This is a genomic window from Haloferax sp. ATCC BAA-644 (assembly GCF_000336975.1).
In the GTDB taxonomy this organism is placed as follows: Archaea; Halobacteriota; Halobacteria; order Halobacteriales; family Haloferacaceae; genus Haloferax; species Haloferax volcanii.
On record NZ_AOLF01000002.1, the window covers coordinates 106,481 to 133,107 of the forward strand.

The following is a 26,627-nucleotide window of genomic DNA, read 5'->3' on the forward strand; positions in this document are numbered from 1 at the left end:
GACAAGGTTATGTATCGCCCACCGCAATCGTGAGTCGATGACAGTCGGAGTGTGGATTATCGGAGCCAGAGGTAACGTCGCGAGCGTCTCGATGACCGGCGCGCGCGCAATCGCTCGCGGAGTCGCGGACACGACCGGGATGGTGACGGCCCGCGAGCCGGTGGCCGCGCTGGACCTGCCCGCCGTCGACGACCTCGTGTTCGGGGGCCACGACATCCGGTCCCAGCGAATCGAGGAGACCGCCGAAGAGATGGCGGGCCACGGCGGCGTCGTCGCGCCCGACACCCTCGACGCGGTCCGCGAGGACCTCCGCGAAATCGACGAGCGCGTCGAACTCGGGACCGCCCGGCGGTGCGGCGAGGCGGTCGAAGGGATGTCCTCGGAGACGACGGGAGAGGACGTGTCGGTCGCCGACATCGTCGAGGAGATACGGACCGACTACGCCGCCTTCGCGGACTCGCAGGGCGTCGACCGGTTGGTCGTCGTGAACGCCGCGTCGACCGAGCCGCCGATTCCGACGCCCGGCGACTACGAGACGCTGGCGGCGTTCGAGACGGCGGTCGAGCGCGACGACCCGAACCTCCCCGCGAGCGCCCTGTACGCGTACGCGGCGCTCCTCGACGGCCACCCGTACGTAAACTTCACCCCCAGCACCGGCTCCTCGCTCGGCGGCCTCCGCGAACTCGCGGAGCGAAACGAGGTGCCCCATATGGGCCGCGACGGGAAGACCGGCGAGACGCTGATGAAGTCCGCGCTCGGACCGATGTTCGCGGGGCGGAACCTGCACGTCCTCTCGTGGGAGGGCCACAACATCCTCGGCAACAGCGACGGGCTCGTCCTCGAAGACGACGCGAACAAGGCGGGGAAGATAGAGAGCAAGGGGAGCCTGCTGGACGACATCCTCGGCTACGAGACCCACAACGCGGTCCGCATCGACTACACGCCGTCGCTCGGCGACTGGAAGACCGCGTGGGACCACGTCCACTTCGAGGGCTTCCTCGGGACGGAGATGAAGATGCAGTTCACCTGGGAGGGGGCCGACTCGGCGCTCGCCGCCCCGCTCGTTCTCGACTTGGTTCGGCTGGCCGCCTTCGCCGACGAGCGCGGCGAGGGCGGGACGATGCCCCACCTCGCGTCCTTCTTCAAGTCCCCCGAGGGCGTCGACCGCCACGAACTCTCCGAGCAGTTCCGCCTCCTCTACGACTACGCGGAGCGCCACGCGGAGGGAGCGTGACGGCCCGCGGGTCCGCGGACGCGACCGCGCCCGGTGCCGGACGCGTCGTCGTCCTCGATATCGTCGGCCTCCAACAGGAGCATCTCGACCAAGGGCTGGCACCGAACGTCGCCGGCTTGCTGGCCGGCAAGCCGTCCGGCCCGCTCGAACCCTCGTTTCCGAGCGTCACGGTGCCCGCGCAGACGACGCTCTCGACCGGACAGTCGCCCGCGGCCCACGGCGACGTGTCCAGCGGCGAGTTCGACCGCGAGCGACAGGCCGCCGAGTTCTGGGAGCGCGACCGAGGAGGCCGAACCCGGCTGTGGGAGGCCGCGAGCGACGAGGCGGGGCTCACGACGGGCGCGCTGTTCTTCCAGCACCTCATCGGGACGAGCGCCGACGTGGCCGTCACGCCGTCGCCTATCGAGGACGAGGACAACAATCTCATCGAGATGGACTGCTGGACGGCCCCCGACGGCTTCTACGACGACCTCCGCGAGGAGTACGGCCACTTCCCGCTACACAACTACTGGGGACCGGTCGCAGACGAGCGGAGCAGCGAGTGGATTCTCGCGGCCGCGCGGGAGTCAATCGTGCGGTTCGACCCGGACCTGCTGTGGGTGTACGTGCCGCACCTCGACTACGACACCCAGCGACACGGCCCCGACTCCCCGGAGCTTCGGGAGGCCGTGGGCGTCGTCGACGACCTCGTCGGCGAGTTCCTCGACTGGCTCGAATCGGCCCCCCGCTGGGCCGAGACGGCGGTCGGCGTCGTCAACGAGTACGGCTTCAACGCGGTCGATACCCCGGTGTTTCCGAACCGGGCGCTCCGCGAGGCGGGCCTGCTCGCCGTGCGCGACGACGGCGAAGGCGGCGAGGCGGTCGATATCGCCGGGTCGTCGGCGTTCGCCATGGTCGACCACCAAATCGCGCACGTCTACACCGACCGCCCGGCGGCCGCCCGAGAGGTGCTCGAATCGCTCCCCGGCGTCGACGCGGTGCTCGAAGGGGAGGCCCGGGGCGACGCGGACCACCCGAACGCCGGCGACCTCGTCGTCGTCGCGGACGCGGACGCGTGGTTCCAGTACTACTGGTGGACCGACGACGCCGACGCGCCGTCGTACGCGACGGAGATGGACATCCACGCCAAGCCCGGCTTCGACCCGTGCGAACTGTTCCTCGGCGACGAGGGACTCGTGACGCTCGACCCGACGGCGGTGTCGGGGTCGCACGGCCGCATCGACCCAGACACGCGCGGCTTCTACGGCTTCGGCGGGCCGGCGGCACCCGACGGCCCGTCCGACCGAATCGTCGATGCGCGGCGGTTCGCGCCGACGGTCGCGGACCTCCTCGGCATCGCGGGCGACGTGTCGCTCACGTTCGAGCGGCCGTCGCTGTTCGCCGGGCCGCGAGCGTAGCTTCGCCACCGCCATCGCCGCGGCGCGCTTGGCGCACTGATTTTCCGCGTCGGTCGGTTCGAGTTCGACACGAAAGAAAAGACGCCGCGGACCGCGGTCGGAACGCGTCTCGGCCGCTCAGTTCCCGCCCGAACTCGCGATTTCGATGGTGCCGCGCATCCGTAGCTGGTGGGCGCGACAGACGTACTCCGCCATCGCGTCGGTGACGGTGAACGTGACGCTCTGTGACTCGCCCTGCGTCGAGAGGTACGACGTGGAGATGTCGTTGACGACGGAGTCGTCGCCGTTGACGATTTCGATGTTGTGAGGCGCGCCGTTGCGGTTCGTCCACGTGAACGTGTACTCGCCGCCGGCTTCGAGGGTGAGCGTCGGGTTCGTCGCGTCCGCGATGCCGGACGGCGCGACGCCGGTCCAGCCCTCGTTGCTCTCGGCTTCGAGTTCGATGGTCGAGCCCGACGGGATGACATCGCTCCCGTCGTCGTCGTTGCCGCCATCGTCGCCGCCGCCGCTCGTCGCCTCGACGTGCGCAGTGACGCGGTCGTAGACGAGCTCCAGCCCGTTGCCGGAGCCGCCGATGCGCGTCAGTTCGGTGTCGTCGAACCAGACGGTACCGGTGGCGTCGCCCCAGCCGCCGAACAGCAGGTTAAGCTGGAACTCGCCGGGCGACGCCCCGGTCGAGAACGTCGTTTCGAGCAGTTGCCAGCCCTCGACGGGCTCCGTGTAGTAGTCGGTGACAGAGCCCTGTCCGAGTGAGTGGACGTTGATAGTGACGCCGTAGGAGCTTCCGATTTCCCCGGTTCCGTCCTCGGAGTTGCTGAAGTCGTCCGAGGTCCTGACCCATGCGCGGAATCGGTACTCGGAGTTCGGTTCGAGGTCGTCGCGGTACTGGGTCCACGACGCATCCGCACCCTCCGTGGAGTCGACGCGGACGCTGTACTCGCCCGTCCGCGACACGTCCGAGGTGTAGGTGAACTCGGCCGTGCCGCCGTAGGTAGTCCCCTCCCAGTTCGCCGGGGTCTCGGGGTCCGACGGGGAGTCGGTCCCGGTTCCCTCCTCGAACGACGCGTTCGGCAGGAGGTTGTTCCCGTCGGGGTCGGTCAGCGAGACGTTGTCGAACCACGCCGTCCCGGTGGCCGTGCCGTAGCCGCCGAACAGGCAGTTAATCTGGACCGTCGTGGTGTCCGCGCCCGTAGTGAAGGTGGTACTCACCTCCGTCCAGTCGTTCGTCCCGGTCAGCGGCTCCGTCTCGAAGTCCGTGCTGTGGACGTTGAACAGCGCGCCGCGGGCCGAGTCGCTCGCCTGCACGTTCTCGGTCTTTATCCAGCCGCTGAGGGTGTATTCCGTCTCGGGCTGGACCGAGATGCCGTCGGCGAGCCAGACCGCGTCCGCGCCCTCCGAAGACGTGACTTGGACGCTCTGACTGCCGTCTTGACCCGCGTCCGCGTAGGTGTACTCGGCGGTTCCGGTGAACGTGTTCGTCGACCAGTCGGCGGGCATCGCCGGCTCGCTGCTGCCGGTGCTCTCTTCGAAGGAACCGTTCGAGAGCACGTCGGTGCCGTCCGGGTCGGTCAACGAGACGCTGTCGAACCACGCCGTCCCCGTCGCCTCGCCGTAGCCGCCGAACAGGCAGTTAATCTGGAGCTCTTCGAGGTCGCCGCTGTCGATGGTGGTGCTCAGTTCCGTCCAGTCGTTGGTGCCGGTCAGTCCGGACGGGATGGTGTCCCACTGCGTGCCCGAGTCCGTGTTCGCTATCTGCTCGACGTTGATGGTCGCGCCGAGCGGTCCCTCACCGATTGCGGTCCCGTCGACGAGTTCGAGGCCGTCGGTCCTGACGTACGCGGAGAGGGTGTACTCGGTGTTCGGGTCGACCGCGACGGTCGTGTTCCACGAGGCGTCCGCGCCCTCGGAGGACGACACCTGGACGCTCCGGTCGCCCTCGTAGCCCGTCTCGGCGTACGAGAACTCGGGCGACCCGGAGTAGCCCGTGTTCGACCAGCCGACGGGCATCGCATCGGCGTCGCCGGTGTCGCCGGTGTCGCCGCCGGCGGGCGTCTCGAACGAGGGGTTTTCGAGGAGGTTCGGCAGGTCGTCGCCGCCGTCGCCGCCGTCGCTCGTGTCCTCGTTTGCCTCGTACGCCGGAATGAAGCCGTCGGCGTGGGTCGCGCCGGCGAGCGACGCCGCGTCGACGAGAACCGTGTCCCGGTAGTTCGACTCGTCGCTAATCATCTCGTAGACCGCCTCGCCGGACGCGTCGTCGGCCGGCGTCTGCGCGAGCGCGACGAGCGCCCACATGGCGACTCGCCCGTCTTCGTCGTCGAGGAGGCCGTTGTCGAGAATCGCCCCCCGCGTCTCCGCCGTCGACGGGAGGACGCGGAGCGCGGTGAGCCTGACGCCCGCCGAGGAGTGGGTCAGCGCGCCGAGCGCGGCCTGAATCGCGGTCGCGTTTCCGGTGTCGGCGTCGAGCGCGCCGAGGCCGTGCATCGTCCACAGCGCGTGAATCGCCGCCGGGTCGAGGCCGGTTTCGTCGAGCGTCTCCGTCGTGACGAGGTCGACGAGCGCCGAGAGCGCGCCGGTCTCGTTCCGTCCGACCAACAGCCGCTGGGCCGTCCGCCGCCAGAACATGTTCGTGTTCGACAGCGCGTCGACGAGTTCCGAGACGCTCGCGTCCGAGAGGTCGGTCGGTTCGTAGCCGTCGTCGTCGCCGTAGACGACGCGGAAGAGTCGGGCGGTCGCGTGGTCGCGCACCTCGGACATGTACGCGTTCCCGGGGCCGTTCTCGAAGCCGTCGGGTGTCGGGTTGTGCTGGTAGATGTAGTTGTACCAGTCGATGAACCAGAGCATGCCGTCCGGGCCGACGGAGGAGTACGACGGCGCGAACCACGCATCTGTCGCGGCCGCGATGTTGTGGGCGTAATGGTTGGTGTAGCCCGCGCCGTCCTGCGAGAGGAAGAACGTCCCGAGCAGGTTACCCGTTCCGCCGCCGACGAAGCCGGTGTTGTTCCAGTACTTCTGGGGATACTCGCGCGCCGTGTAGATGGTGTGGCCGGTCGCCGCAGTGTAGCCACCGTGGAGGTCGACCTGCCGGACGCGGTCCGTGACCGGAAGGAATCGGTTCGTGTCGGACGCCGCGCCGAAGTCGTTCGGCCCGGTCCCCTCGATGAGGTCGTAGTACTGATGCGGGATGGCGAAGTAGTTGCTCGGTCGCCCGGAGGTCGCCGCCGAACCGAAGGCGAGGCCCTCCTCGGTGAAGCCGAGGCCGGCCTGGTTCCCCGGGAGCGTGCCGACGATTTCGAAGTCCGTGACTGAGCCGTCTTCCAGCTTGAATCGGAAGACCGAGGAGCTGAAGTTTCGCTCCTCGCCGGCGACGGTGCCGCTGAAGCCGGAGTAACCGACCTGTCCCCAAATCCAGTTGTCGATGCCGTGGGCCAGTTCGTTGGGGCCGGCGTGGGTGTCGCCGTTGCCGAACCCGGAGAACAGGACCGTCCGCTCGTCGGCCGCTCCGTCGCCGTCCGTGTCAGCGAGGTGGACCATCTTCCCGCTCTCGCCGGGGTCGTCGAGGTCCGCAACGATGACGCCGTCGTCGACGACAACCATGCTGGCCGGCACCGAGAGACCGTCCGCAAAGATGGTGAACTCGTCGGCCTCGCCGTCGCCGTCGGTGTCCTCGCAGACGACGATTTTGTCGCGGTTCTGTCCCAGTTCGTTGGGGTAGTCGCGGGTGACAGACAGCCAGACGCGACCCCGCGCGTCGAACTTCGCGTCGAGGATGTTCCCCCGCGCGTCGTCCGGCAGGTCGGCCTCGGTGACGAACGGCTCGAGGTCGAACCCCTCCGGCGTAATCGTCCGTCGGACCGTCTCGCTGGGATTCAGCGCCCGCTGCATCCTGTCCCAGCTCGTCCCGCTTCCGACCTCCTCGGGGACCTCCGGCGTCAGGAGACTCCCCTCGGGCGGCGGATAGTACGGGATGTCGGCGTCGATGAACTCCAAGTCGTTGAGGACCGTGGTGTCGTCGGCGATGGTGTCTTCGTTCTTCGTGACCCAGCGAATCGCGTTCTCGATGAGCGCCTTGAAGCCGTCGGTCGCCCACGGCGCTCTGCCGTGACCCCACGCGGTGTAGAAGACGCGGCCGTCGCCCTGCGTGCGGGTCCACGACCACGGCTCGCCTCGGTCGCGTCCCTCGTCGTACTCGGGGATGCTGTCGCCCTCGGGGAACTGCGCGTAGGCGAGTACGTCGATGTCGTCGTTGAGGTTCGTGTGGCGATACGTCTCGTCTTCGACCGTGATGGGGTCGAGGGTCGACAGAATCGGATGGCTCGGCTGCGCGAAACTCGTCGTCATCTCGCCGAAGTTGTGGGCGGCGAACTGGCCGCCGACGAGGTTCATGTAGGCGTCCGAGCCGGTGAAACACGCCGAGGCGCTGTGTATCGGGATGAAGCCGCCGCCGTTCTCGACGAACTCGACGATGGACTGCTCCTGTTCCGCGGTCAGCGATTGACCGTAGTTCGCGCCGCGGTTGTCTATCATAACCCACGCGTCGTAGCGGTGGAGCACGTCGGGTTCGAGGTCTGCGAGTCGGTCGGTGTACTGGACCTCGATACCGCGGTCCAGCATGTACTCGGTGAGCTGGACCTGCCGTGCGGGCGCGTTGTGGCTGCCGCCCTGCGGACCGCCCATCATGAGGACGCTGATGGTGTCCTCGGCCGGCGGGGGCGTTATCTCGACGCTTCCCCGCATCTGCTCGGGGTGTTCCTCGGCGTAGTACATCGCCATCGACGACTCGGCGGTGAAGCTGACCGTCTCCGAGTCGCCGGAGCCCTCCATCGTGGAGAACGACTCCATCACCTCGCCGGTCGGGTCCGCGAGCATGAACGTGATGTCCTCGTCCATGGCGTTCGAGAGCTCGATTTCGTACTCCTCGCCCTCGTGCATGACGAGCGTCGGATTGGCCGAGTCCGCCATCTCGTCGGGCGCGGTCGCGACCCACGAAAACGAGTCCGCCGCGGTCTCGATTTCCGTCCCGTTTCGCCAGCTGTTGATGCCCGTCAACAGGGAGTTGGTCGTCAGGTCGCCCTCGCGCCAGTCGGATATCGCGTCCGCGAGACCCGACCCCTCGATGACGGACTCCTCGTTCGTGTACGCCGCGAGAACGTCGCCCTCCGTCGCCACGAGGCGAATCGTGTCGTCGGCGGTGAGCTGTTGCGCCTGCGCGACGCCGCTGGCCCCGAGGAAGTTCGCCGCCCCCGCGCCGCTTACCTTCATGAAGTCGCGTCTGTTGATGTTCAGTCGGTCGCCGTCGTCGTCCGGGTTCGATTCCCGTGTCGTGTCGTCGTGTGTCATAGTGTTGCGTCGGTCGCTGTCGTCGGTTACCGCTCGATTCAGGGTTGCGCTGCTCTCGGGGAGCGCACCCCGGCCGCGTCCCCCGCCAACGGGCCGAGCGGACAGACGGCTCTCCCCCCGCGCGCTCGCCCGAACCGCTCGACGAGGTGTGACGGGTGTATCGCCGTTACGTCCGCAGGCTCATTGTGGTGGGCTACCGAATTTCATGAACTAACATTACTTGAATGTACTGTCCGGCGGCAAGGAGTGACCGCCCGGTTCACCGCCTCAGTCGCCGGTGAACGTTGGCCTAACCCCAATGTTAATTATTGTCTGTGGTGTTGCTTCGGTTGCACGTATGAACCGCGCACACACACAGTCTGTCGTACCGGCGGCGACGCCAAGGAGCGTCGAGGGTTCGAACCACGGAGGCGGACCGACCCGGCGCGAGCGGCGCGAGCGGCCCGAAGCGGGTGGCCGATGAGCGTCGTCATCGTCGGCACGCTCGACACCAAAGGCGAGGAAATCGGGTTCGCCCGCGACGTACTCGAAGAACAGGGGGTCGAAGTCCATCTCGTCGACGTCGGCGTGCTGGGCGAGCCGGAAATCGAACCGGACACCGACGCCGCGGCCGTCGCCGAGGCGGGCGGGAGCACCCTCGAAACGCTTCGGGAGGCCGGCGACCGCGGCAAGGCCATCGAAACCATGGGCGACGGTGCCGCCGTCGTCGTGTCCCGACTCCACAGCGAGGGCCGACTCGACGGCGTCCTCGGGCTGGGCGGCGGGGGGAACACGTCGGTCGCGACGGCCGCGATGCGCGCGCTGCCGATGGGCGTCCCCAAACTGATGCTATCGACGATGGCGTCGGGCGACACGGAGCCGTACATCGGCTACCACGACATCGCCATGATGTACTCCGTCGCGGACATCGAGGGCCTCAATCAGCTCTCGCGGACCGTCATCTCCAACGCGGCGCTCGCGATGGTCGGCATGGTGTCGAACGAACCGGACGTGGAGACCGAGGAGAAGCCCACCATCGGCATCACGATGTTCGGCGTCACCACGCCGTGCGTCCAGACGGCGCGCGACTGGCTCGAGGCGCGCGGCTACGAGACCATCGTCTTCCACGCGACCGGGACCGGCGGCCGGGCGATGGAGTCGCTCATCGAGGAGGGCGTCATCGACGGCGTGCTCGACGTTACGACGACCGAGTGGGCCGACGAACTGGTCGGCGGCGTCCTCGCGGCGGGGCCCGACCGACTCGACGCCGCGGCCGAGCGCGGCATCCCGCAGGTCGTCTCGACCGGCGCGCTCGACATGGTCAACTTCGGGCCGAAAGACTCCATCTCAGACGAGTTCGACGGTCGGCAGTTCCACGTCCACAACCCGCAGGTGACACTGATGCGGACGACGCCCGAGGAGAACGCCGAACTCGGCCGCATCATCGCGGAGAAACTCAACGCCGCGACCGGGCCGACCACGCTCGCGCTCCCGCTCGGCGGCGTCTCGATGCTCGACGCGGAGGGCGAGGCGTTCTACGACCCCGAGGCCGACGACGCGCTGTTCGACGCGCTCCGCGAACACCTCGACGACGACGTCGAAGTCATCGAATCGCCGGCGAACATCAACGACGACGAGTTCGCGCTCACCCTCGCGGAAGCTATCGACCGCCGGATGCGGGCGGCGGCGTGAGACGACCGACATCGACGTGAGGCCGCTTTCGACGACCCAATAGCTCCACCGAGACGGCCGCGTGTCGCCCCGCGAGCAGCGACGCTCGAAACACCGACCGGCGGAATTTCCCGCTCGCAGTCGGTCGTTCGACCTGTTTTCTACCTGTATAATCACAAAGTTTAACTATACCATGCCACCATGTCACTACCAGCGTTCCGAAGAAACATGACTGATCAACCAGCGCTAACTGACGAATCCAGGCGACGCTATCTGAAAGCAATCGGGACGGCCGGACTCACCGCCGGTCTCGCGGGCTGTTCCGGCGGGGGCGGCGGTAACGGCGGCGGCGGTGACGGCGGCGGAGATTCTGACGGCGAGAACAACGCCGGGGGCGGCGGGGGTGACGACTCCTCCGGCGGCGAAGACTACGAGGCAATCGGGAACTTCCCGCCCGAGGGGAACTCCGTGAGCATCGGCTTCAACGGGCCGACCTCCGGCGCGTTGGGCCCCGACGGCCAAGACCAGGAGAAGGGCTTCGACCTCGCGGTCAAGCACCTCAACGAGGGGGGCGGCCTCGTCGACTACTGGGACCGACTGAGCGGCGACGGCATCATGGGCTATCAGGTCGAGCCGACGAAGGCCGACACCGCCGGCAGCGCCGACACGGCACAGGACAACATCGAGCGGATGATTCAGCGGGACAACATCCAGTTCTGGACGGGCGGGATGTCCAGTACGGTGACGATGGCGATGCAGAACGTCGCCCAGCGGGAGAAGGTCCCGTTCATGGGCGGCAACTCCACGTCCGCCGGCATCTCCGGCGAGAACTGCTCGCGGTACTACTTCCACCCGACGTTCCACGCGGAGATTATCGGGATGGCGATGGGCGAGGCCGCGCCCTCGGTCCTCGGCGAGGACCGCTCGCTGTTCCACATCTACATGGACTACTCCTACGGGCAGTCGAACCGCGACGCCGCCCGGAAGTACCTCACCGAACAGGGGCCGTGGGAGGACGTCGGCGGTGCCGCCATCGCGGAGGGCGAGACCGACCACAGCTCGCAGATTCAGGCGCTCGAAGACTCGGGAGCCGACACGCTGTACTTCTCCAGCTTCGGTAACTTCGCCGCCAGCGGCCTCGCGCAACTGCGAGACGCCGGCCTGACCGACGACATCGACGTCATCATCCCGCACGTCAGCGCGTTCACCCTCGACCCGCTCGGCGCGGACGCCGAAGGCGTCCTCGGCATGGAGCCGTGGAACCCGAACGCCGACAACGAGGCGAGCCAAGCGTTCGTCGAGTCCTACCAGGCGGAGTACGACGAGACGCCGAATCAGAGTTCGCTGCACACCTACGAGTCGATGATGGTGTACGCCGCCGCCGTCGAGGAGGCCGGCACGTTCCACCCGCCGACCGTGGTCCGAACGCTCGAAGACTTCGAGTGGAGCCTCGCGTGGGGCGACTCCGCGTTCAGGACGTGCGACCACCAGGTCGAACGCCCGTGGTACATGGTGCAGGGCGTCGGCGACGACCGCGCCGAGGAGCTCGGCATCCGGACCGAAATCGTCGAGACGACCGACCCGCTCGTCTACGAGTGCAGCGAGTTCCCGGCGTCCAACTGCGCCATGGACGACAACGAGTACGGAGACGAGTGACAGCCTGACCGCGCCTCGATACGAATACAACGTACCAACTCCCGTTTCGGGCAGTCGAGACTCCCTTTGCGGTCATCCCAACCGCGTTCGACTGTTCGGACGCCGCTTTTTCTCGGTTATACGGGCCTCGCGTTGACGCCCGGAGACGACCCCCGCCGCACCCGGAGAGCGGGCCGCTGCCGTGTCAAAAGTCAGCGAAACGCAAGATTAACATACTGAAGAATTCATGAATAATCGTGCACACCATGAACTGCTTACTCACGGCTGTACCGAGGTGGAAGCGATGAACATCGACGGGGTCGTCGGATTCCTCTTCATCGCGCTGAGCGTCGCGTCGCTGTATCTGCTCGTCGCGGTCGGCCTGTCCATCGTGTTCGGGTCGCTTAAGTACGTGAACATGGCCCACGGCGTCCTCTACCTGAGCGGCGCGTACATCGGGCTTCTCATCGCGTCGAGCGAACAGTACGGCGGGCTGTTGAGCGACTTCGGGCAGGTCGGCCTCGACTGGGGGTTCGTCCCCGCGCTCGTGTTGACGCCGGTGGTCATCTTCGTCGTCGGCGTCGCGATGGAGCGCTGGATTGCGAAACCGTTCTACGAACGAGAACTCCTCGACCAACTGCTCGTCACGTTCGGCATCCTCATCGCCGCCCAAGAGCTGGTCGCCATCCTCTTCGGCCGAACGGGGACCATCTACCCGCGTCCGGAGTGGCTCACGGGCGCGATATCCCTTCCCGTCATCGGAACGCCGCCGGGAATGAGCGCGGCTTCGACGATACGCGTCCTCGTCGTCGCGCTCACGCTGTTGCTCGTCGCCGGTATCTTCGCGTTCTTCAAGTACACCGATTACGGCCTCGCCGTCCGGGCGGGGACCGAAGACTCCGAGATGACGCAGATGCTCGGCATCCGTATCGGGCGGCCGTTCCTCCTGATATTCGCCGTCGGAGCTGCGTACGCCGGACTCGCGGGCGTTCTCGGCGGGTCGCTTTTCAACGTGACCTCCGAAATCGGCATGGAGATAATCATCCCGTCGCTGGTCATCGTCATCATGGGCGGCGTCGGCAGTTTGCGCGGGACCGTCGTCGGCGCGCTCCTCGCCGGGCTCACCTTCGCGGTGGCGACGGAACTCGAACCGAGCATGACGCAGGCCAGCATCTACCTGCTCGCCATCGTGGTGCTGACGATTAGGCCGAGCGGCATCTTCCCCTCGGCGGAGATCGGACAATGAGCACGGACAACACCCACAAGACCGTAGCCGAAGCATCGTCGTTGATTAGCTGGGATACCTGGGACCGAATCAAACACACCGAGTCGTTCGTCCTCCTGTCGTCGGTACTTTTCGTCCTCCTGTTCTCGTACGCATTCGGCCGCGCGCCGGTCGTCTCGGACGTCTTCCAGGGCTATCACGGGCTGGCGATTACCATCCTCATCTGGTCGATATTCGCGCTCGGATTCAACCTCCTTTTGGGACAGACCGGCCTCCTCTCGTTCGGCCACGCCATGTTCTTCGGGACCGCGAGCTACGCCGCGGCGCTGTTCGCGATTCACGTGTACAATGACCCGCTGGCGGTCATCGTCGTCGGGACGCTGGCCGCGGTCGCCCTCGGGGCGGTCGCGGCGCTGATTCTCCTGCGCCTCCACACGGTGTACTTCTCCATCGTGGCGCTCGCCATCGGGCAGTTCCTCTACTTCCTCGCCCGCGAGCCGCTCGTGGAAATCACGAAGGGGATAAACGGCCTCGAAGTGCCGCGGTCGGCCGTTCTCGGGGTCTTCGAACTGGAACACCAGTACGGCGGCCTCCTCGGGGAACTCGTCGTGAACAACCTCTATCTCTTCGTCGGCGTCTTCTTCGTCGCCGTCGTCGCCTCCATCACGCGCATCCGCAAGTCGCCCTACGGGCTCATCTTCAAGGCGATTCGCGAGAACGAGACGCGGACGGCGTTCGTCGGTCTCGACGTCTGGCGCTACAAGTTCGCGGCGTTTCTCCTCTCTGCGGCCATCGTCGGCCTCGCCGGCGGGCTGATGGCCGTCAACACCCAGTTCGCGGGCGTCGAGCGCCTCTACTGGTCCGTCAGCGGCGACGTGGTCGTCATGACCGTCCTCGGCGGCCTCGGGACGCTCGCCGGCCCGGTCATCGGGACGTTCGTGTTCTTCTACTTCAAGGGCATCGTCAACGGCTTCCCGACGCTCGGCAACTACTGGCTGCTCCTGCTGTCGCTTTCCTTTACCACGGTCGTGTGGGTCTACCGCGACGGCATCTGGGGGATGATTACCGCGCTCACCGGCGCGCTCCGCGACCCCCGAGAGCTGGTCGCCGCGGTCACGGCCCGAGTCACGGGCGGCGACTCGACCGGCGACGCCCCGGGAGGTGAGGACTGATGGCGCTGCTCGAAACCCGCGGACTCACCAAGGAGTTCGGCGGGCTCACGGCGCTCGACGACGTCGACATCGACGTCGAAGAAGGCGAACTCGTCTCGCTCATCGGCCCCAACGGGGCGGGCAAATCCACGCTCATCAACACGATTACCGGACGCCTGCACCCGACCGAGGGCCAAGTGTCCTACGCCGGCACCGAGCTCGTCGGGATGAAACCGTTCGAAATCGCACAGCTCGGGGTCGGCCGGTCGTTCCAGACCGCGTCGATTCTCCCCGAACTCACGGTGCGCGAGAACGTGCAGGTCGCGTCGTTCGCGGCCGAACACGGCTCCTTTCGGGTCAACTTCTTCCGCCGACGGGACTCGTTCGACGAGGTCCAATCGCGGACGAACGACATCCTCGACACCATCGGCCTCGACTCGAAGGCCCGGATGGAAGCCGGCTCGCTCCCGTACGGCGACAAGCGGCGCTTGGAGGTCGCCATCGGGCTGGCGACCGACCCCGACCTGCTGTTCATGGACGAGCCGACCGCCGGCATGTCCCCGACGGAGACGCAGATGACGGTGAACCTCATCCACGACCTGCTGGCCGACTGGGGGATGACCATCTTCCTCGTCGAACACGACATGGACATCGTCTTCGACGTGTCCGACCGCATCTTCACGCTCCACCAAGGACGGCTCATCGCGCAGGGGACTCCCGAGGAGATTCGGGAGAATCCGGCCGTCCGCGAGGCCTACCTCGGAGGTGGAGAGCAATGAGCCTGCTCGAACTGGACGGCGTGCACGCCTACTACGGGCCGAGCCACATTCTCCGCGGCGTCTCGCTCGATATCGACGAGGGCGAGGTCGTCACGCTCCTCGGCCGCAACGGCGCGGGGAAGACGACGACGGTCCGCAGCATCGCCGGGACCGAACCGCCCGCCATCCGTTCGGGGTCGATTCGGTTCGACGGCGACGACATCACGGACTGGCCGGCCGACAACATCGCCATGGGCGGCATCGGCGTCGTCCCCGAGGGGCGGCGGCTGTTCACCGAACTGACGGTCGAGGAGAACCTCGAAATGTCGAAAATTACGCGCGGCTGGTGGAATACCATCCGTCGGGGCGGCCTCGGCGGCGGCGAGAGCACGATGTCGATAGACGAGTTGTACGACCTGTTCCCGCGGCTCGACGAGCGGCGCACCCAACAGGCGGGGACGCTCTCGGGCGGCGAACAGCAGATGCTCTCCATCGCGCGGACGCTCAGGCTGCCGAACCTGAAACTGCTGTTGCTGGACGAGCCGACCGAGGGACTGGCCCCGCAAATCGTCAAGGCGGTGGGCGACTCCATCACGGAGATTGCCGACCAGGGACTGACGGTGCTTCTCATCGAGCAGAACGTCCGCGAGGCGCTCCGCATCGCGGACCGCGGCTACGTGCTCGACCAGGGCGACATCGTCTACGGAGGCACCGTGGACGAACTCGAATCCGAAGACCTCGACGAGTACCTCGTCGTCTGACCGCGGCGGCCTCGCGGCCCTCGCTGCGGACCGACCGCGCTCAGTTCTTCCACCTCGCTCCGTTCTTCCACCTCGCTTCCGTTTCGCTCCAGTTTGTTCCGGTTCGTTCCGGTCGGTCCATGCTGGTTCGTTCCGGTCCGTTCTCGTCCCGACTCTCCCCTCGACTCACGTTTCGGGCGCCACCTCGTCGCTCAGTCTCGCAGTCTGCGGTCGGCGTCTCACCCACCGGTCGCCGTCAGCCAGTCGACAATATTATTTCGTGACACTCGAACACACGGGACATGAAACGGACCAATCGACGACGGTTTCTCGCCGCGTTCTCCTCGTCCGCGTTCGCGTTCACCGCGGGATGTCAACGCCCGGTGGCGTCCGCGTCCGAGCGCCACCCCGTGTCCGAGCCCGTCACCTCGTGGCCGACGTTCCGGGGAGGACGCTACAACACCGGCTACATCGGCGACGTGTCACCCCTCGATTCGGAGCCCTCGGTAGAGTGGACGTTCGAGGCTGGCGACGCGTTCTGGGGGAGCCCAATCGTCGCCGACGGCACCGTCTACATCGGGAGCGCGGACAGCGCGCTGTACGCGCTCGACGCCGAGACCGGCGAGAAACGCTGGTCGTTCGAGGCCGGACACCGAATCGAGGGGACGCCGGCCTACGCCGACGGCGTCGTCTACATTGGGTCGTACGACAAACATCTGTACGCGCTCGACGCCGAGACCGGCGAGGAGCGCTGGTCGCGGGGATTCGACGGGCTGATTCGCGGGAGCCCGACGGTTTGGGACGGCACGGTCTACACCGGGGTCGGCTGTCACAACCTCGCGTGCGCGTGGTACGCCGAGGAGGCCAACGTCTCGGAGACCGGCTGGGTGTGCGCCCTCGACGCCGAGACGGGGGAGACGGAGTGGCGGTACGAAGTCGGTGACGAGGTCGTCAGCACTCCGGCCGTTACGAACAACCGCGTGTACGTCGGTACCTCCGACGAGGCGCTGTACGCGCTGTCGCGGTCGACCGGCGAGGTCGAGTGGACCTACGAGACCCGCGATATGATATGGTCGAGTCCGGCGGTCGCCTACGGCTCCGTCTACTTCACCGACTGGAACGGGAACGTCCACGCCGCCGACGCGGCGACGGGCGAACAGGAGTGGCTCGCTGACACGGCGGGCCGGTACATCTCGGGGTCAGTCGCCGTCGGTGAGGAGGCCGTCTACGTCGGTCACACGCCGTACAACACGCTCGACGACCCGACGACCAACCACGCGAAGGTGTTCCGATTCGACCGCGGGAGCGGCGCTGAGAACTGGAGCTTCGAGACGCCGGCGCTGGAAGTCGGGAGCAGTCCCGTCCTGACTGAAGACCTGCTCTACGTCGGAACGCACCGGCAGTCGGACGGCGACGGCGTCGGCGTCCACGCCATCACGACGGACGGGCAAGAAGAGTGGTTCATGGAAATCGACGGGCGCGGCGTCGGGTCGAGTCCGGCGCTCGTCGACGGGCGACTGTACTTCGGCGGGACCGACGCGAAGGTGTACGCAGTCGAGTAGCTTGACGGCGCGGGACAGCCCTCACGACGGCCCGTAGTCGGTAGCTGTGGCTTGGAGACCCCTCTAGAATTCGATTTCCTTGAACTCGCGCGCCTGATTCTCGATGGCCTCCTCGGTGGCGAGGCGCTCGATACTCGACGCGCCGAAGAAGCCGACGACGCCCTCGGTGTTGTTGAGGACGTACGCCGCGTCGTCGGGCCACGCGATGGGGCCGCCGTGGCAGATGACGTGTACGTCGTCGCGGACCGCCTTGGCGGCGTCGTGGTGCGCCTGCACGCGCTCGGCCGCGTCGTCGAGGTCGAGCGCCGTCTCCGCGCCGATGTCGCCCGAAGTCGTCAGCCCCATGTGCGAGACGATGACGTCCGCGCCGGCCTCGGTCATCGCCGCGGCCTGCTCTTCGGTGAAGACGTACGGGCACGTCAGCATCCCCTGCTCGCTCGCCTCGCGAATCATCTCGACTTCCTTGTCGTAGCCCATCCCGGTCTCTTCGAGGTTCTTCCGGTAGCTGCTGTCCTCGTCGATGAGTCCGACCGTCGGGAAGTTCTGGACGCCCGAGAACCCGCGGCGACGCAGGTCTTCGATGAACACGCTCATGTCGCGGAAGGGGTCGGTGCCGTTGACGCCGGCGAGCACCGGCGTGTCCTCGACGACCGGAATGACCTCGTGACCCATCTCGACCACGATTTCGTTGGCGTCGCCGTACGGCAGGAGGCCGGCGAGGGAGCCGCGACCGTTCATCCGGTAGCGTCCCGAGTTGTAGATGATGAGGAGGTCGACGCCGCCGCGCTCCGCGAACTTGGCGGAGATGCCGGTACCGGCGCCGGCACCGATGACCGGGTCACCGGCTTCAATCGTGGCTTCAATACGGTCGAGTGATTCGGCACGAGTATACTTCATCCGGGTTGACAGGCCATCGCGTGCGACTTTAATATTTCGGAAGAATCGACCGGCAGCCGAGTGTCCGGCGAGCGACGCGGCCGCGCCGTCGTCGATACGAGGGCGCTCGACCGCGCGAATCAGTTGTCCGGGAACTCGCCGGGCGGGAAGACCGTCGCGTCGTCGTCCGCGCGGATTTCGGCTTCCGGGCCGGGCGGGCAGTAGACCGCGAGGAACCGAAGCGGCTCCCACGAGGTGTTGATAGTGCTGTGTTCGACGCCGCTCGGGATGTGAACCATGTCGCCCGCGCCGACCGTGCGCGTCTCGTCTTCGATGGTCTGTTCACCCTCGCCGCCGAGGATGTACAGTATCTCCTCGCTGTCGGGGTGGGTGTGTCGCTCGTGGCCCTTCCCGGGTTCGAGCAACACGACGCCGGCGCTGAACCCTTCGGACCCAGTGACCTCGGGGGTGTTCATCCACTTCAGCGTACCCCAGTCCAATCGAATCGTCTCCACGTCGTCCGGCTGGACGAACCGCTTTTCGGATACCATGACGTGTTGAGTCAAACAGTATCAATTATTAAATATTTTGGTGGGCCGAACGCGGGCAGCGGGCTCGTCGAGTGCCCGAGGCGGCCGGCTCATTTTCGAGAGGAGAATCGCGACGCCGAGCGAGAAACCGAGAACTGCGCCGCTGAATCGGAGACAGATACCCCCTCGCGTCGATTCATCGCTATTCGATTGGTCGCGCCCGCGTCGAGGACCCGTTCCGTTTCCATGTTGTGAATTATTAATTTGTATGTACTATCGCGGGGACGAACTGCGAACGGCCCCATCGACGACTGAACGATGCCCACCTCCGAAAACGAGCGGACCCGCGCCGATGTCGGCGGGATTCGCCGTCTCGCCGAACCCGAACTACTCGCCTCCTCGGGCGGGCGATGCGGAGGTCGACCGGCGACGACGACCGTCGCTCTCGTGTCGGCGGCGAGTCGTGTGGTGACGAGCGGGACGGCTCCCCGAACGTGAATTTTCATATCGAAAATAGGGTGCGCAAACGCGTGGTGGCACCCAACCGAACCGGCGTTCGACTCGTCTCCTCGCTCGACATTACAATCGTACGGCCGTCACGAGAAATTACACTCGTACTCCTGTAACGGAAACGTCCCGTGCCCGACATTTACGAGACGAGGAAAGCACAGTTGCGGAGTCACCAGTCGGAGTTTGGCGTCCGTCCCGCGGAGGCGCAGAGTCCGTTATTCGAGGGCTCACGCGGAGCGCGGGTGGAGCGCCGAGAAACGTTTTCGAGATGTGAATCGCCGAGAGTCGCGGATGACGGCCACGAATACCGCCGTCGCCGCGGGGGACTCAGAACAGCGCGCCCGCCTGTAAGACCGCCACGAGGACGGTCAGGACGCCGACGCTGGCGACGGTGGTGGTGAAGATGGTGGTACTGAGGTACTCGGGCGCGGTGATGCCGTCGACTGTCGTCTCGTCGGCGTACTCGATGGTGAGCGCCAGCGGGATGACCGCGGCGGGCGTGGCGCATTCGAGGACGAACACCTTTGCGACTGTCGGGTCGCCGAAGCCCAACGCGAGCGCGAGGCCGAATCCGACGAGCGGCGCGACGACGAGCTTCAGCGCCGACGGGGCGACCGACCGCGATATCGCGGACACGTCGGTCTCGGCCAGTTGGATGCCGAGGATGAGCAACATCACCGGAATCGACGCGTCGCCGACGAGGCCGACGGTCTCCATGAGCGCCGCGTCGGCCGGCGGGACGACCCCGAGCGCGCGGGCGACGACGCCGGCGACGATGGCGTACAGCAGCGGGAGACGGAATATCTCGGTGACGGCGTCGAGTGCGCCCGCGTCGGAGCCGTTGGACGCGATGTATACGCCGAGCGTGTAGACCACGACGTTCTGGATGGTGAGGTAGATAACGGCGGTCGTCCGTCCGACCTCACCGAAGGCGAATCCGGAAAGCGGGATGCCGACGAAGCCCGAGTTCGGGAACGCCGCCGCCAGCATGAGCGCGCCGAGGAGCGGGCCCGACTCGCCCGCGAGTCGGCCGACGCCCCACGCGATGACGATCATGAGAAGGGAGTAGCCGACGACGCCGAGGCCGAGTTTGAGGACCTCCCCGCCGCCGAGGGTCGTCGTGGCGATGCTGTGGAACGCCAACGCCGGGATGAGCACGTACAGCCCGAGCGTGTTTATCGGTTCGACATCGATGTCCGTCGTTCGCGCCAAGAGATAGCCGACGACGGCGACGCCGAGTATCGGGAGAATCGCGTTCGTGAACGCCCCCGTCAACGACATGGTCGGTCTCCCGGGGAACGTCGCTTCGGCGGTCGAACGGGTTCAACTGAGACTCTACGCTGTCGCTGTGGGCCCATATCAGTTCAATATCGCTTCTGGTATAAATAGTATCGGAGACGGTTACGTGCGGGTCAAAACCCGTTGCCCACGAGAGTAACCGCCATAGCGATGTGACCCGGTCTTTTCCCTTCGAAAACCTCGTAGCCATGCATGTGTTATGCAACGATACTATCGGGAAATCAAAAGACAGAGAGAAACGACAGCCCACGATCCAGATATTCTCAACGATTATCCGTGAGAGCGTACTGAAAGGAGTATCGAAGGTCCATAGCCTCCACAATACAACCAGTATTTTAAATTATCCGAAGAATTCACAGTATTCAGAATGTTCGAATTTCTTCATAGACCAGTGCTATTTCAGTAGAGTCGCAATATAAAGAACCGAAATCCGTTCGGGAACGACACCGCGATTCGCTGAGCGGGGAATGCGACCATAACCATGGCAGGACGACTATCGGCTTCACCTCCGGTCGAGTGGAGGCGTACGCGGCAAACGTCGTCGAGAGCGGAGTTGCGAGCCGTGAGGCCACTACGCGAACTACGACAGTCCGACGACACGCTCTCCCGGTTCGTGTCCGAGGTTTGTCATCGGCGTCGACCCCGCGGCCTGCGTAGCCACTCTCTCACTCCACGTCGACTCGCAACCGGACCATCCCTTCGGGGTACGTTCGGTGGGACGCTTGTCGGGCGTTGGCGGACCGGTATGGATACGGAAGCAGATTCCAAATTAGAGAACAGCTTCGAGAGATAGGGATTTCAGCCTTCTATGGCCTCTTCAGTACCAACCGAGAGGGCAAACATAAATCGAATTACAACGATATAGATGTAATGAGGTTGTACTGACCGGACTTATTGATGACCGAGAGGAGAAACACAGCGTGAGTATGGAAACTGCTTTCTGAGATTAAGAACACCATAGAGACTGTGCTCATCGGCGTACCGCTCGATGGTCAGGAGTCGAACCGACGGAGACAGTCGGCCGTAATACGACCACCGGTCTCGTGCCACCCACCGGAAAAAGGGAGTTCGTATAGTCGTTCTTACACTATTTTTGGTTTCGTGTCTATGCACGTACAGTGTAACCATCGTTCACCGGAGTAACCGACGGCTTCTACTAGTTCGTTGCAGGTGGTCCCGCCGGGTCAACTCGGGCGGAGTCTATTCTGTATTTCAGAATGTAGTTGTTCGTCCCGAGACTACGGGGCGGGCATGGGAGGTTCAGTCATCCACGGGTTGTATCGGCGGCGATTCGGGAGGCGTCGATAGCGTCACCGCACCTCGCCGGAGACGAACCGTAGTGCCGACTACGGCCGTCACCGACGAATCGAACCGACGCGTCGCTCGCGTCTCCCTCGGATAAAACTAGCTCCACGTATCAGCCGTAGCTCTCCGGAAAACCGGTTTCGTTGCGTTTCACAGGGGCGCTATCAGGTGTTCTGCCCAGCCGTCGCCTCTAACGGTGGTTCCTCTTGTGCGAGAATGTTGATGCCGTCAGACTGCCGAAAGAGATGCAACCGCTCCTCGTCGAAGGCGAGCGACAGCTCTTGGTTCGTGTCGGGTTTGACATCGCCAGGCACGCGGACCCAGCACTCCTCGCCCTCGATGTCGAAGTGGAGATAGTTGTCCGACCCCACCGGCTCGCGGACGTCGAGGAACGCTCGAACCGCGTTGGGCTGGTCGCTGTCTGTGAGGGTGATGTTCTCGGGCCGAATGCCGAGCACGAACTCGTCTACGCCATCGGCGTACTGCTTGATATGTTCGAGAACTCGCTCGGAGAGGTCGTAACTGAAGCCGTCGGCGACCAGCGACGTGCCCGACAGTCGTACCTCGAACTGGTTCATCGGCGGGTTCCCGACGAAGTCGCCCACGAACAGGTTCCGAGGTTCGTTGTATATCTCCTCCGGCGTCCCTATCTGCTGGAGTTCGCCGCCGTCGACAACGGCGATGCGGTCGGACATCGTCATCGCCTCCTCTTGGTCGTGAGTGACGTACACCGTCGTCGTCCCGAGCGTGTCCTGGAGCTGCTGGAGTTCCGTCCGCATGTGCAGTCTGAGCTTGGCGTCGAGGTTCGACAGCGGTTCGTCGAACAGGAAGACGGACGGCTCGCGCACGATGGCGCGGCCCGTGGCGATACGCTGTTGCTGTCCTCCGGAGAGGTTTCCAGGATGCTTGTCGAGTTGGTCCGTAACACCCATCATCTCCGCCGCGTCCATCACCCGCTGGTTTATCTCGTCTTCGGGGAGGTCGGTCGTCAACTGCAACCCGTAACTCATGTTCTTGCGCGCGGTCATGTGCGGGTACAACGCGTAGTTCTGAAACACCATCGCGACGTCCCGGTCCTGCGGCTGGACGCCGTTGACGACCCGGTCCCCGATACGTATCGTCCCTTCTGTGATATCTTCCAGACCCGCAATCATACGGAGCAACGTCGACTTGCCCGACCCCGAGGGACCGACGATAGTCAGAAACTCACCGTCCGCTATCTCGAAGCTGATGTCGTCGACGGCGACAATATCCGAGTCGCCACCGTAGACTTTTCGCACGTTTTCGATGCTAACAGTACTCATTGTTCGTGGGTTGCCAAGAGAACTAATAATAGTTGTGGTTACCTCCGCTCGAAGTCGCGTCATTCGGGGACGCGAGCGCAGTCTGAACGGCGCTCACTCTCCGCGCCGCCACGACAGACGGGCGAGCGAGTAGTACGTCGGATTTCATCTACCGGCAGAATTAGTCACGGAAAATAGTTTAATCCATACCCCTACATATACACATGACACATGGTTCGAGAAGCTATCACTAGCAGGACCCGTCGGAAGTTTATCAAATCTGCCGGAGTCGCGGGAACCGTCGCACTCGCGGGCTGCGCCGGCAACGGCGACAACGGTGGAGACAGCGGAAGTGGCGGCGGTGACGGCGACAGCAGTGACGGCGGCAGTTCCGGCAACACGCGGAGCGAGTCCTACGAGCTCACGTTCTGGGAACTGTTCAGCGGCGGCGAAGGGCCGATTATGGAGAGCATCGTCAACAAGTTCAACGAGGAACAGCCGCTCGACACGGACGCGGAGGTGACCATCAACCGCCAACGCACCCCGTGGAACGAGTACTACAACAAGCTGTTCACCGCCCTCTCCGGCGGCGAAGCGCCCGACATGGCGGTCATGCACGCCGCGTACCTGCGAGCGTGGGACGGCGGTATCGACGCAATCGGGTCCTACGCCGACACGGCGTCGATTAAAGGCGATTACACCGAAAGCCACTGGGACCTCGTCACCGTCAACGACAACGTGAACGCGCTGCCGATGGACATGCATCCCATCGGCGTGTACTACAACAAGGACCTGTTCGAACAGGCCGGCTTGGACCCCGAGAGCCCGCCGACGAACTGGGAGGAGTTCCGGCAGGCGGGTGACGCGGTCGTCGAGAACACCGACGCTCACGCGTTTACGCAGTCGCCGTACAACGACGGATTCGGGTCGTTCCGGACGTGGAGTTCCTGGGTCAAACAGCAGGGCGGGAGCCTCTACGACGACGAGTGGAACCCGACGTTCGACAGCGAGGCCGGGATGAACATCGCCCAACTCTTCTCCGATATGACCGGCGACATGGGATGGGCCCCCGCCACGAGCGAGGACACATGGGGGAACAACGCCTTCCAGAACGGAACGTGCGCGATGGCGATGAACGGGACGTGGTACGTCGCCGCTCTGTCCGGCGTCGACGACCTCAACTGGGGCTTCTTCGAACCGACCGTCGGCCCGAACAAACAGCAGGATAAGGTCTGGGCTGACGGCCACTCCATCGTCCTCCCGAAGAAGGAGGGCCGGAGCGACGCCAAGTCGGAGATTGCCACCGAAGTCGCCCACTGGATGACCACGCAGAACCCCTCGTGGGGTGCCGAAGCCGGTCACCTGCCCGCCGCGAACAGCATCTACGAGTCCGACACCTTCCAGAACAGCCCGTACTACGATAAGACGCTCAACAAGTACGTCGAGATGGCCGAAGACGGCGACTACTTCTACCACCCGAAGGTCCCGAACGGCGACCCGAACGCGCAGAACTGGTACACGTGGCTCGTCGACATCTGGGCGCAGAACTCCGAGCCACAGGCTGCTATCGATTCCGGAATCCAGACGGTCTCGAACGGCATCTCGGAGTAATCGAAGATGGGGATAACAGAACGCATCACGGGAGGTGAGACCGCGGCGAACAGCAAGACCGTTATGGGTCTGCGGAAGGAGACCATCGAGGGCATCGTCTGGTCGCTTCCGTACCTCGCCGTGTTCACGGTGTTCCTCATCTGGCCGGCCCTGAAGGGGCTCTACATGAGCCTCCACACGTACCCGAACAAGTTCGACCTCACCGAGACGGAGTGGGTCGGCCTCCAGAACTACGTGGAACTGTTTCAGGACCCCGTGTTTTATAACGCGATGGAGGGAACGCTCCTCTTCGTCGCGATCTCGGTTCCGGCGCTGGTCATCCTCGGCTTGGTAATGGCACTCGGCGTAAACCGGGACGTGGCCGGGAAACGAACCCTCCGGGCCATCTACTTCAGTCCGTACGTCCTCACCGTCGCGGTCGTGACGCTGGTGTGGGGACAGGTGTACTCCCAGAGCTACGGCCTGATAAACTACTACCTCGGCTTCTTCATCGACAACCCGCCGGGGTGGCTCACGTCGCCGGACCTCGTCATGGCGGCGCTCGCGTTCATGACCGTCTGGTGGCTGGTCGGGTTCAACTTCGTCATTTTCCTGGCGGCCCGACAGAGCATCCCCGAACGGCTGTACGAGGCCGCTCGGCTCGACGGCGCGACCGGCTGGCGAGCCTTCAAGGATATCACGCTGCCCCAGATGCGAAACTCGGTCGTGTTCGTGGTGATGGTGCAGTTCATCCTCCAGTTCCAGGTGTTCGCGCAGCCGTACGTGATGACGCAGGGCGGCCCGAAGGACACCTCGGACACGCTCGTCTACTATCTCTACCGGAGCGCCTTCTCCCAGCAGCAGTTCGGCTACGGCGCGGCGATGGGGTACGTGCTGGTCGCCATCCTCATCGTCATCGCAATCGTGAACTTCAAAGTAATCGGTGATTCAAATGACTGAAACGACATCGCAGGACTCGATACGAGCACGGCTCGACGGCGACACGGTTCGGAACGTGTTGCTCCACGCGTTCCTCTACGGCCTCGCCGTTCTCATGGCGGTCCCGTACCTGTACACGCTCTCTCGGTCCTTCCAGCCGACCGAGCTGTTGCGCGACCCGCGACCCTACTGGATACCGCCGCTCGCGGGCGAGCCGATAACGCTCGAACACTACCAGTACCTCCTGAACAACACGCTCGTCGTCGAGTGGACCATCAACACGTTCATCATCGCCGCCGGAGCGACGCTGCTCATCGTCGTCATCGACTCGATGATCGCCTTTTCGCTCACGCGGCTCGACTGGCCCGGTCAAGGGCTGGTCATGGGTGTTATCCTCGCGAGCTTCATGGTCCCGTACTACATGAACATCGTCCCGCTGTACCAGATCGTCTCGGACCTCGGCCTCATCAACTCCTACTGGGGTGTGATACTGCCGGCCGTGGCCAGCCCGCTCGGCGTGTTCCTCCTCTACCAGTTCTTCAAGGACATCCCGGCCGAGTACGAGGAGGCGGCGAGGCTCGACGGGTTCACCACCTTCCAAGTGTACACCCGAATCATCCTCCCGCTCGCGAAGCCGATTCTCTCGGCGCTGGCGCTGTTCATGTTCGTCTACAACTGGAACGCGTTCCTCTGGCCCCTCCTGGTGCTGTCGAACGAGACGGCGTACACGCTTCCCATCGGACTGGTGAACCTCTATCAGGGGAACATCGACACGCCCGGACTCCACATGGCGGTCGCGATTCTGGGGTCCTTGCCGCTGTTCATCATCTACCTCATCTTCCAGGGACAGATCGTGCGAGCAGTGCAGATGCAGGGCGCGACGGGATGAGCGAGTCAGCGGACGGGGCCGTCGGCGTCCACCGCGCGCTCGTCGCCGCGGTCCGAACGGTGTTCCATCACCCCGTTCAGATGGTCGCTATCAGCGTCGCGTGGGTGCTCGCATCGGTCCCGCTGGTCACAATCGGGCCGGCGACGTTGGGCGTCTACGGCGCCGTCGCTTCCGTCCGCGAACATGGCCACATCGACCGCGACGCCGTCAGAGAGACGCTTTCGGACCACTGGCTCGACGCGCTCCTGTTCAGCGGACTCCTGGTCGCGTTCCCGGCGCTCGCCGTCTTCTATCTCGGCCGGTTCTCCGCCTCCGGGTCGGCGTTCGCGGGCGTCCTCGGGATGGTCGGGTTCTATCTCGCGTATCACGCGTGGGTCGTCTTCGCGCTGGGCTTCGTCGCGCTCGCGCAGGGCGACGACGCGTTCGACGCCGTCACCGACGGCTACCGGTGGTCCGTCGAGCGGCCGGTGGCGACGGTGCTGGTCGGCGTCGTGACCGCGACGCTACTCGTCGTGTGTTCGGTGTTGACGGTCGCACTCCCGCTCGTGTTTCCCGCGCTCGCGGCCGCGTTCCACACGGAACTGGCCGCCCAAACGCGCGACCGAGAAGGGGATGCGGCCGACGCGGCCGACACAGCCGACGCGACCGCGCCGACCGACCGTCCAGTCTCCGGTGAGAGTCCGAAAAACGAGTTCTCCGCGACGTTTCGACGGTGAC

The 26,627-nt window shown here is 65.1% G+C and carries 18 protein-coding genes; 13 read left to right on the top strand and 5 right to left on the bottom strand.

The window, feature by feature from the left end; translation table 11 throughout:
- Nucleotides 1–37: 37 nt before the first annotated feature.
- Together C458_RS01990 and C458_RS01995 are read left to right on the top strand one after the other, a co-directional pair.
- Nucleotides 38–1,234, top strand: coding sequence for an inositol-3-phosphate synthase (locus C458_RS01990; RefSeq protein ID WP_081603296.1), 1,197 nt, complete (start codon nucleotides 38–40; stop codon nucleotides 1,232–1,234).
- Nucleotides 1,231–2,631, top strand: a complete 1,401-nt coding sequence (locus C458_RS01995) for an alkaline phosphatase family protein (protein ID WP_008572784.1) — start codon at nucleotides 1,231–1,233, stop codon at nucleotides 2,629–2,631. The genes C458_RS01990 and C458_RS01995 overlap by 4 nt, the downstream gene beginning before the upstream one ends.
- Nucleotides 2,632–2,748: 117 nt before the next feature.
- On the opposite strand, the gene C458_RS02000 is transcribed toward C458_RS01995, so the two are convergent.
- Nucleotides 2,749–7,968 (bottom strand): PVC-type heme-binding CxxCH protein, encoded by a 5,220-nt coding sequence (locus C458_RS02000; RefSeq protein WP_008572786.1) that lies wholly within the window; start codon nucleotides 7,966–7,968, stop codon nucleotides 2,749–2,751.
- Nucleotides 7,969–8,427: 459 nt separating this feature from the next.
- Between C458_RS02000 and C458_RS02005 the strand changes: the two genes are divergently transcribed.
- The 7 genes from C458_RS02005 to C458_RS02035 all read left to right on the top strand — a co-directional run bounded on the left by C458_RS02005 (nucleotide 8,428) and on the right by C458_RS02035 (nucleotide 16,689).
- Nucleotides 8,428–9,639, top strand: a complete 1,212-nt coding sequence (locus C458_RS02005) for a Tm-1-like ATP-binding domain-containing protein (RefSeq protein ID WP_008572788.1) — start codon at nucleotides 8,428–8,430, stop codon at nucleotides 9,637–9,639.
- A 207-nt stretch (nucleotides 9,640–9,846) separates the two neighbouring features.
- Entirely contained in the window at nucleotides 9,847–11,274 is a 1,428-nt protein-coding gene (locus C458_RS02010; protein WP_008572789.1) for a substrate-binding protein, read from the top strand.
- A gap of 283 nt (nucleotides 11,275–11,557) precedes the next feature.
- Complete coding sequence (locus C458_RS02015) at nucleotides 11,558–12,499, top strand: branched-chain amino acid ABC transporter permease (RefSeq protein ID WP_008572790.1); 942 nt, start codon at nucleotides 11,558–11,560, stop codon at nucleotides 12,497–12,499.
- Nucleotides 12,496–13,650 (top strand): branched-chain amino acid ABC transporter permease, encoded by a 1,155-nt coding sequence (locus C458_RS02020; RefSeq protein WP_008572792.1) that lies wholly within the window; start codon nucleotides 12,496–12,498, stop codon nucleotides 13,648–13,650. The genes C458_RS02015 and C458_RS02020 overlap by 4 nt, the downstream gene beginning before the upstream one ends.
- Entirely contained in the window at nucleotides 13,650–14,408 is a 759-nt protein-coding gene (locus C458_RS02025; RefSeq protein WP_006600108.1) for an ABC transporter ATP-binding protein, read from the top strand. The genes C458_RS02020 and C458_RS02025 overlap by 1 nt, the downstream gene beginning before the upstream one ends.
- Nucleotides 14,405–15,148, top strand: a complete 744-nt coding sequence (locus C458_RS02030; protein ID WP_006600107.1) for an ABC transporter ATP-binding protein — start codon at nucleotides 14,405–14,407, stop codon at nucleotides 15,146–15,148. The genes C458_RS02025 and C458_RS02030 overlap by 4 nt, the downstream gene beginning before the upstream one ends.
- Before the next feature lie 281 nt (nucleotides 15,149–15,429).
- Entirely contained in the window at nucleotides 15,430–16,689 is a 1,260-nt protein-coding gene (locus C458_RS02035; RefSeq protein ID WP_008572797.1) for a PQQ-binding-like beta-propeller repeat protein, read from the top strand.
- 63 nt (nucleotides 16,690–16,752) lie between these two features.
- Here C458_RS02035 and C458_RS02040 read toward each other — a convergent pair whose 3' ends face one another.
- From C458_RS02040 to C458_RS02055, 4 genes are all read right to left on the bottom strand, one after another.
- Nucleotides 16,753–17,586, bottom strand: a complete 834-nt coding sequence (locus C458_RS02040; protein ID WP_004041312.1) for a phosphoenolpyruvate hydrolase family protein — start codon at nucleotides 17,584–17,586, stop codon at nucleotides 16,753–16,755.
- Between the two features lie 119 nt (nucleotides 17,587–17,705).
- Entirely contained in the window at nucleotides 17,706–18,116 is a 411-nt protein-coding gene (locus C458_RS02045; RefSeq protein ID WP_008572799.1) for a cupin domain-containing protein, read from the bottom strand.
- 816 nt (nucleotides 18,117–18,932) lie between these two features.
- Nucleotides 18,933–19,886, bottom strand: coding sequence for an AEC family transporter (locus C458_RS02050; RefSeq protein WP_006600105.1), 954 nt, complete (start codon nucleotides 19,884–19,886; stop codon nucleotides 18,933–18,935).
- A gap of 1,487 nt (nucleotides 19,887–21,373) precedes the next feature.
- On the bottom strand, nucleotides 21,374–22,513 hold the full coding sequence (locus C458_RS02055) for an ABC transporter ATP-binding protein (protein ID WP_008578916.1): 1,140 nt from the start codon (nucleotides 22,511–22,513) through the stop codon (nucleotides 21,374–21,376).
- A 210-nt stretch (nucleotides 22,514–22,723) separates the two neighbouring features.
- Between C458_RS02055 and C458_RS02060 the strand changes: the two genes are divergently transcribed.
- The 4 genes from C458_RS02060 to C458_RS02075 all read left to right on the top strand — a co-directional run bounded on the left by C458_RS02060 (nucleotide 22,724) and on the right by C458_RS02075 (nucleotide 26,626).
- On the top strand, nucleotides 22,724–24,103 hold the full coding sequence (locus tag C458_RS02060) for an ABC transporter substrate-binding protein (RefSeq protein WP_008572804.1): 1,380 nt from the start codon (nucleotides 22,724–22,726) through the stop codon (nucleotides 24,101–24,103).
- Nucleotides 24,104–24,166: 63 nt separating this feature from the next.
- A complete protein-coding gene (locus tag C458_RS02065; RefSeq protein WP_006600104.1) occupies nucleotides 24,167–25,042 on the top strand; it encodes a carbohydrate ABC transporter permease in 876 nt (291 codons plus the stop codon).
- Nucleotides 25,035–25,910 carry a carbohydrate ABC transporter permease gene (locus C458_RS02070; protein WP_008572806.1) on the top strand — a complete coding sequence of 292 codons (876 nt, stop codon included), beginning with the start codon at nucleotides 25,035–25,037 and terminating at the stop codon, nucleotides 25,908–25,910. The genes C458_RS02065 and C458_RS02070 overlap by 8 nt, the downstream gene beginning before the upstream one ends.
- Nucleotides 25,907–26,626: a hypothetical protein gene (locus C458_RS02075; protein ID WP_008572808.1), complete on the top strand. Its 720-nt coding sequence runs from the start codon at nucleotides 25,907–25,909 to the stop codon at nucleotides 26,624–26,626. The genes C458_RS02070 and C458_RS02075 overlap by 4 nt, the downstream gene beginning before the upstream one ends.
- The last annotated feature ends 1 nt before the right edge of the window (nucleotide 26,627 follow it).

Coding starts and splice junctions, on each gene's coding strand:
- C458_RS02050 (WP_006600105.1), bottom strand. CDS start 19,886: ATGTCGTTGACGGGGGCGTTCACGAACGCGATTCTCCCGATACTCGGC.
- C458_RS02030 (WP_006600107.1), top strand. CDS start 14,405: ATGAGCCTGCTCGAACTGGACGGCGTGCACGCCTACTACGGGCCGAGC.
- C458_RS02045 (WP_008572799.1), bottom strand. CDS start 18,116: ATGGTATCCGAAAAGCGGTTCGTCCAGCCGGACGACGTGGAGACGATT.
- C458_RS02035 (WP_008572797.1), top strand. CDS start 15,430: ATGAAACGGACCAATCGACGACGGTTTCTCGCCGCGTTCTCCTCGTCC.
- C458_RS02015 (WP_008572790.1), top strand. CDS start 11,558: ATGAACATCGACGGGGTCGTCGGATTCCTCTTCATCGCGCTGAGCGTC.
- C458_RS02060 (WP_008572804.1), top strand. CDS start 22,724: ATGGTTCGAGAAGCTATCACTAGCAGGACCCGTCGGAAGTTTATCAAA.
- C458_RS02040 (WP_004041312.1), bottom strand. CDS start 17,586: ATGAAGTATACTCGTGCCGAATCACTCGACCGTATTGAAGCCACGATT.
- C458_RS01990 (WP_081603296.1), top strand. CDS start 38: ATGACAGTCGGAGTGTGGATTATCGGAGCCAGAGGTAACGTCGCGAGC.
- C458_RS02025 (WP_006600108.1), top strand. CDS start 13,650: ATGGCGCTGCTCGAAACCCGCGGACTCACCAAGGAGTTCGGCGGGCTC.
- C458_RS02070 (WP_008572806.1), top strand. CDS start 25,035: ATGACTGAAACGACATCGCAGGACTCGATACGAGCACGGCTCGACGGC.
- C458_RS02010 (WP_008572789.1), top strand. CDS start 9,847: ATGACTGATCAACCAGCGCTAACTGACGAATCCAGGCGACGCTATCTG.
- C458_RS02000 (WP_008572786.1), bottom strand. CDS start 7,968: ATGACACACGACGACACGACACGGGAATCGAACCCGGACGACGACGGC.
- C458_RS02065 (WP_006600104.1), top strand. CDS start 24,167: ATGGGTCTGCGGAAGGAGACCATCGAGGGCATCGTCTGGTCGCTTCCG.
- C458_RS02005 (WP_008572788.1), top strand. CDS start 8,428: ATGAGCGTCGTCATCGTCGGCACGCTCGACACCAAAGGCGAGGAAATC.
- C458_RS02055 (WP_008578916.1), bottom strand. CDS start 22,513: ATGAGTACTGTTAGCATCGAAAACGTGCGAAAAGTCTACGGTGGCGAC.
- C458_RS02075 (WP_008572808.1), top strand. CDS start 25,907: ATGAGCGAGTCAGCGGACGGGGCCGTCGGCGTCCACCGCGCGCTCGTC.
- C458_RS02020 (WP_008572792.1), top strand. CDS start 12,496: ATGAGCACGGACAACACCCACAAGACCGTAGCCGAAGCATCGTCGTTG.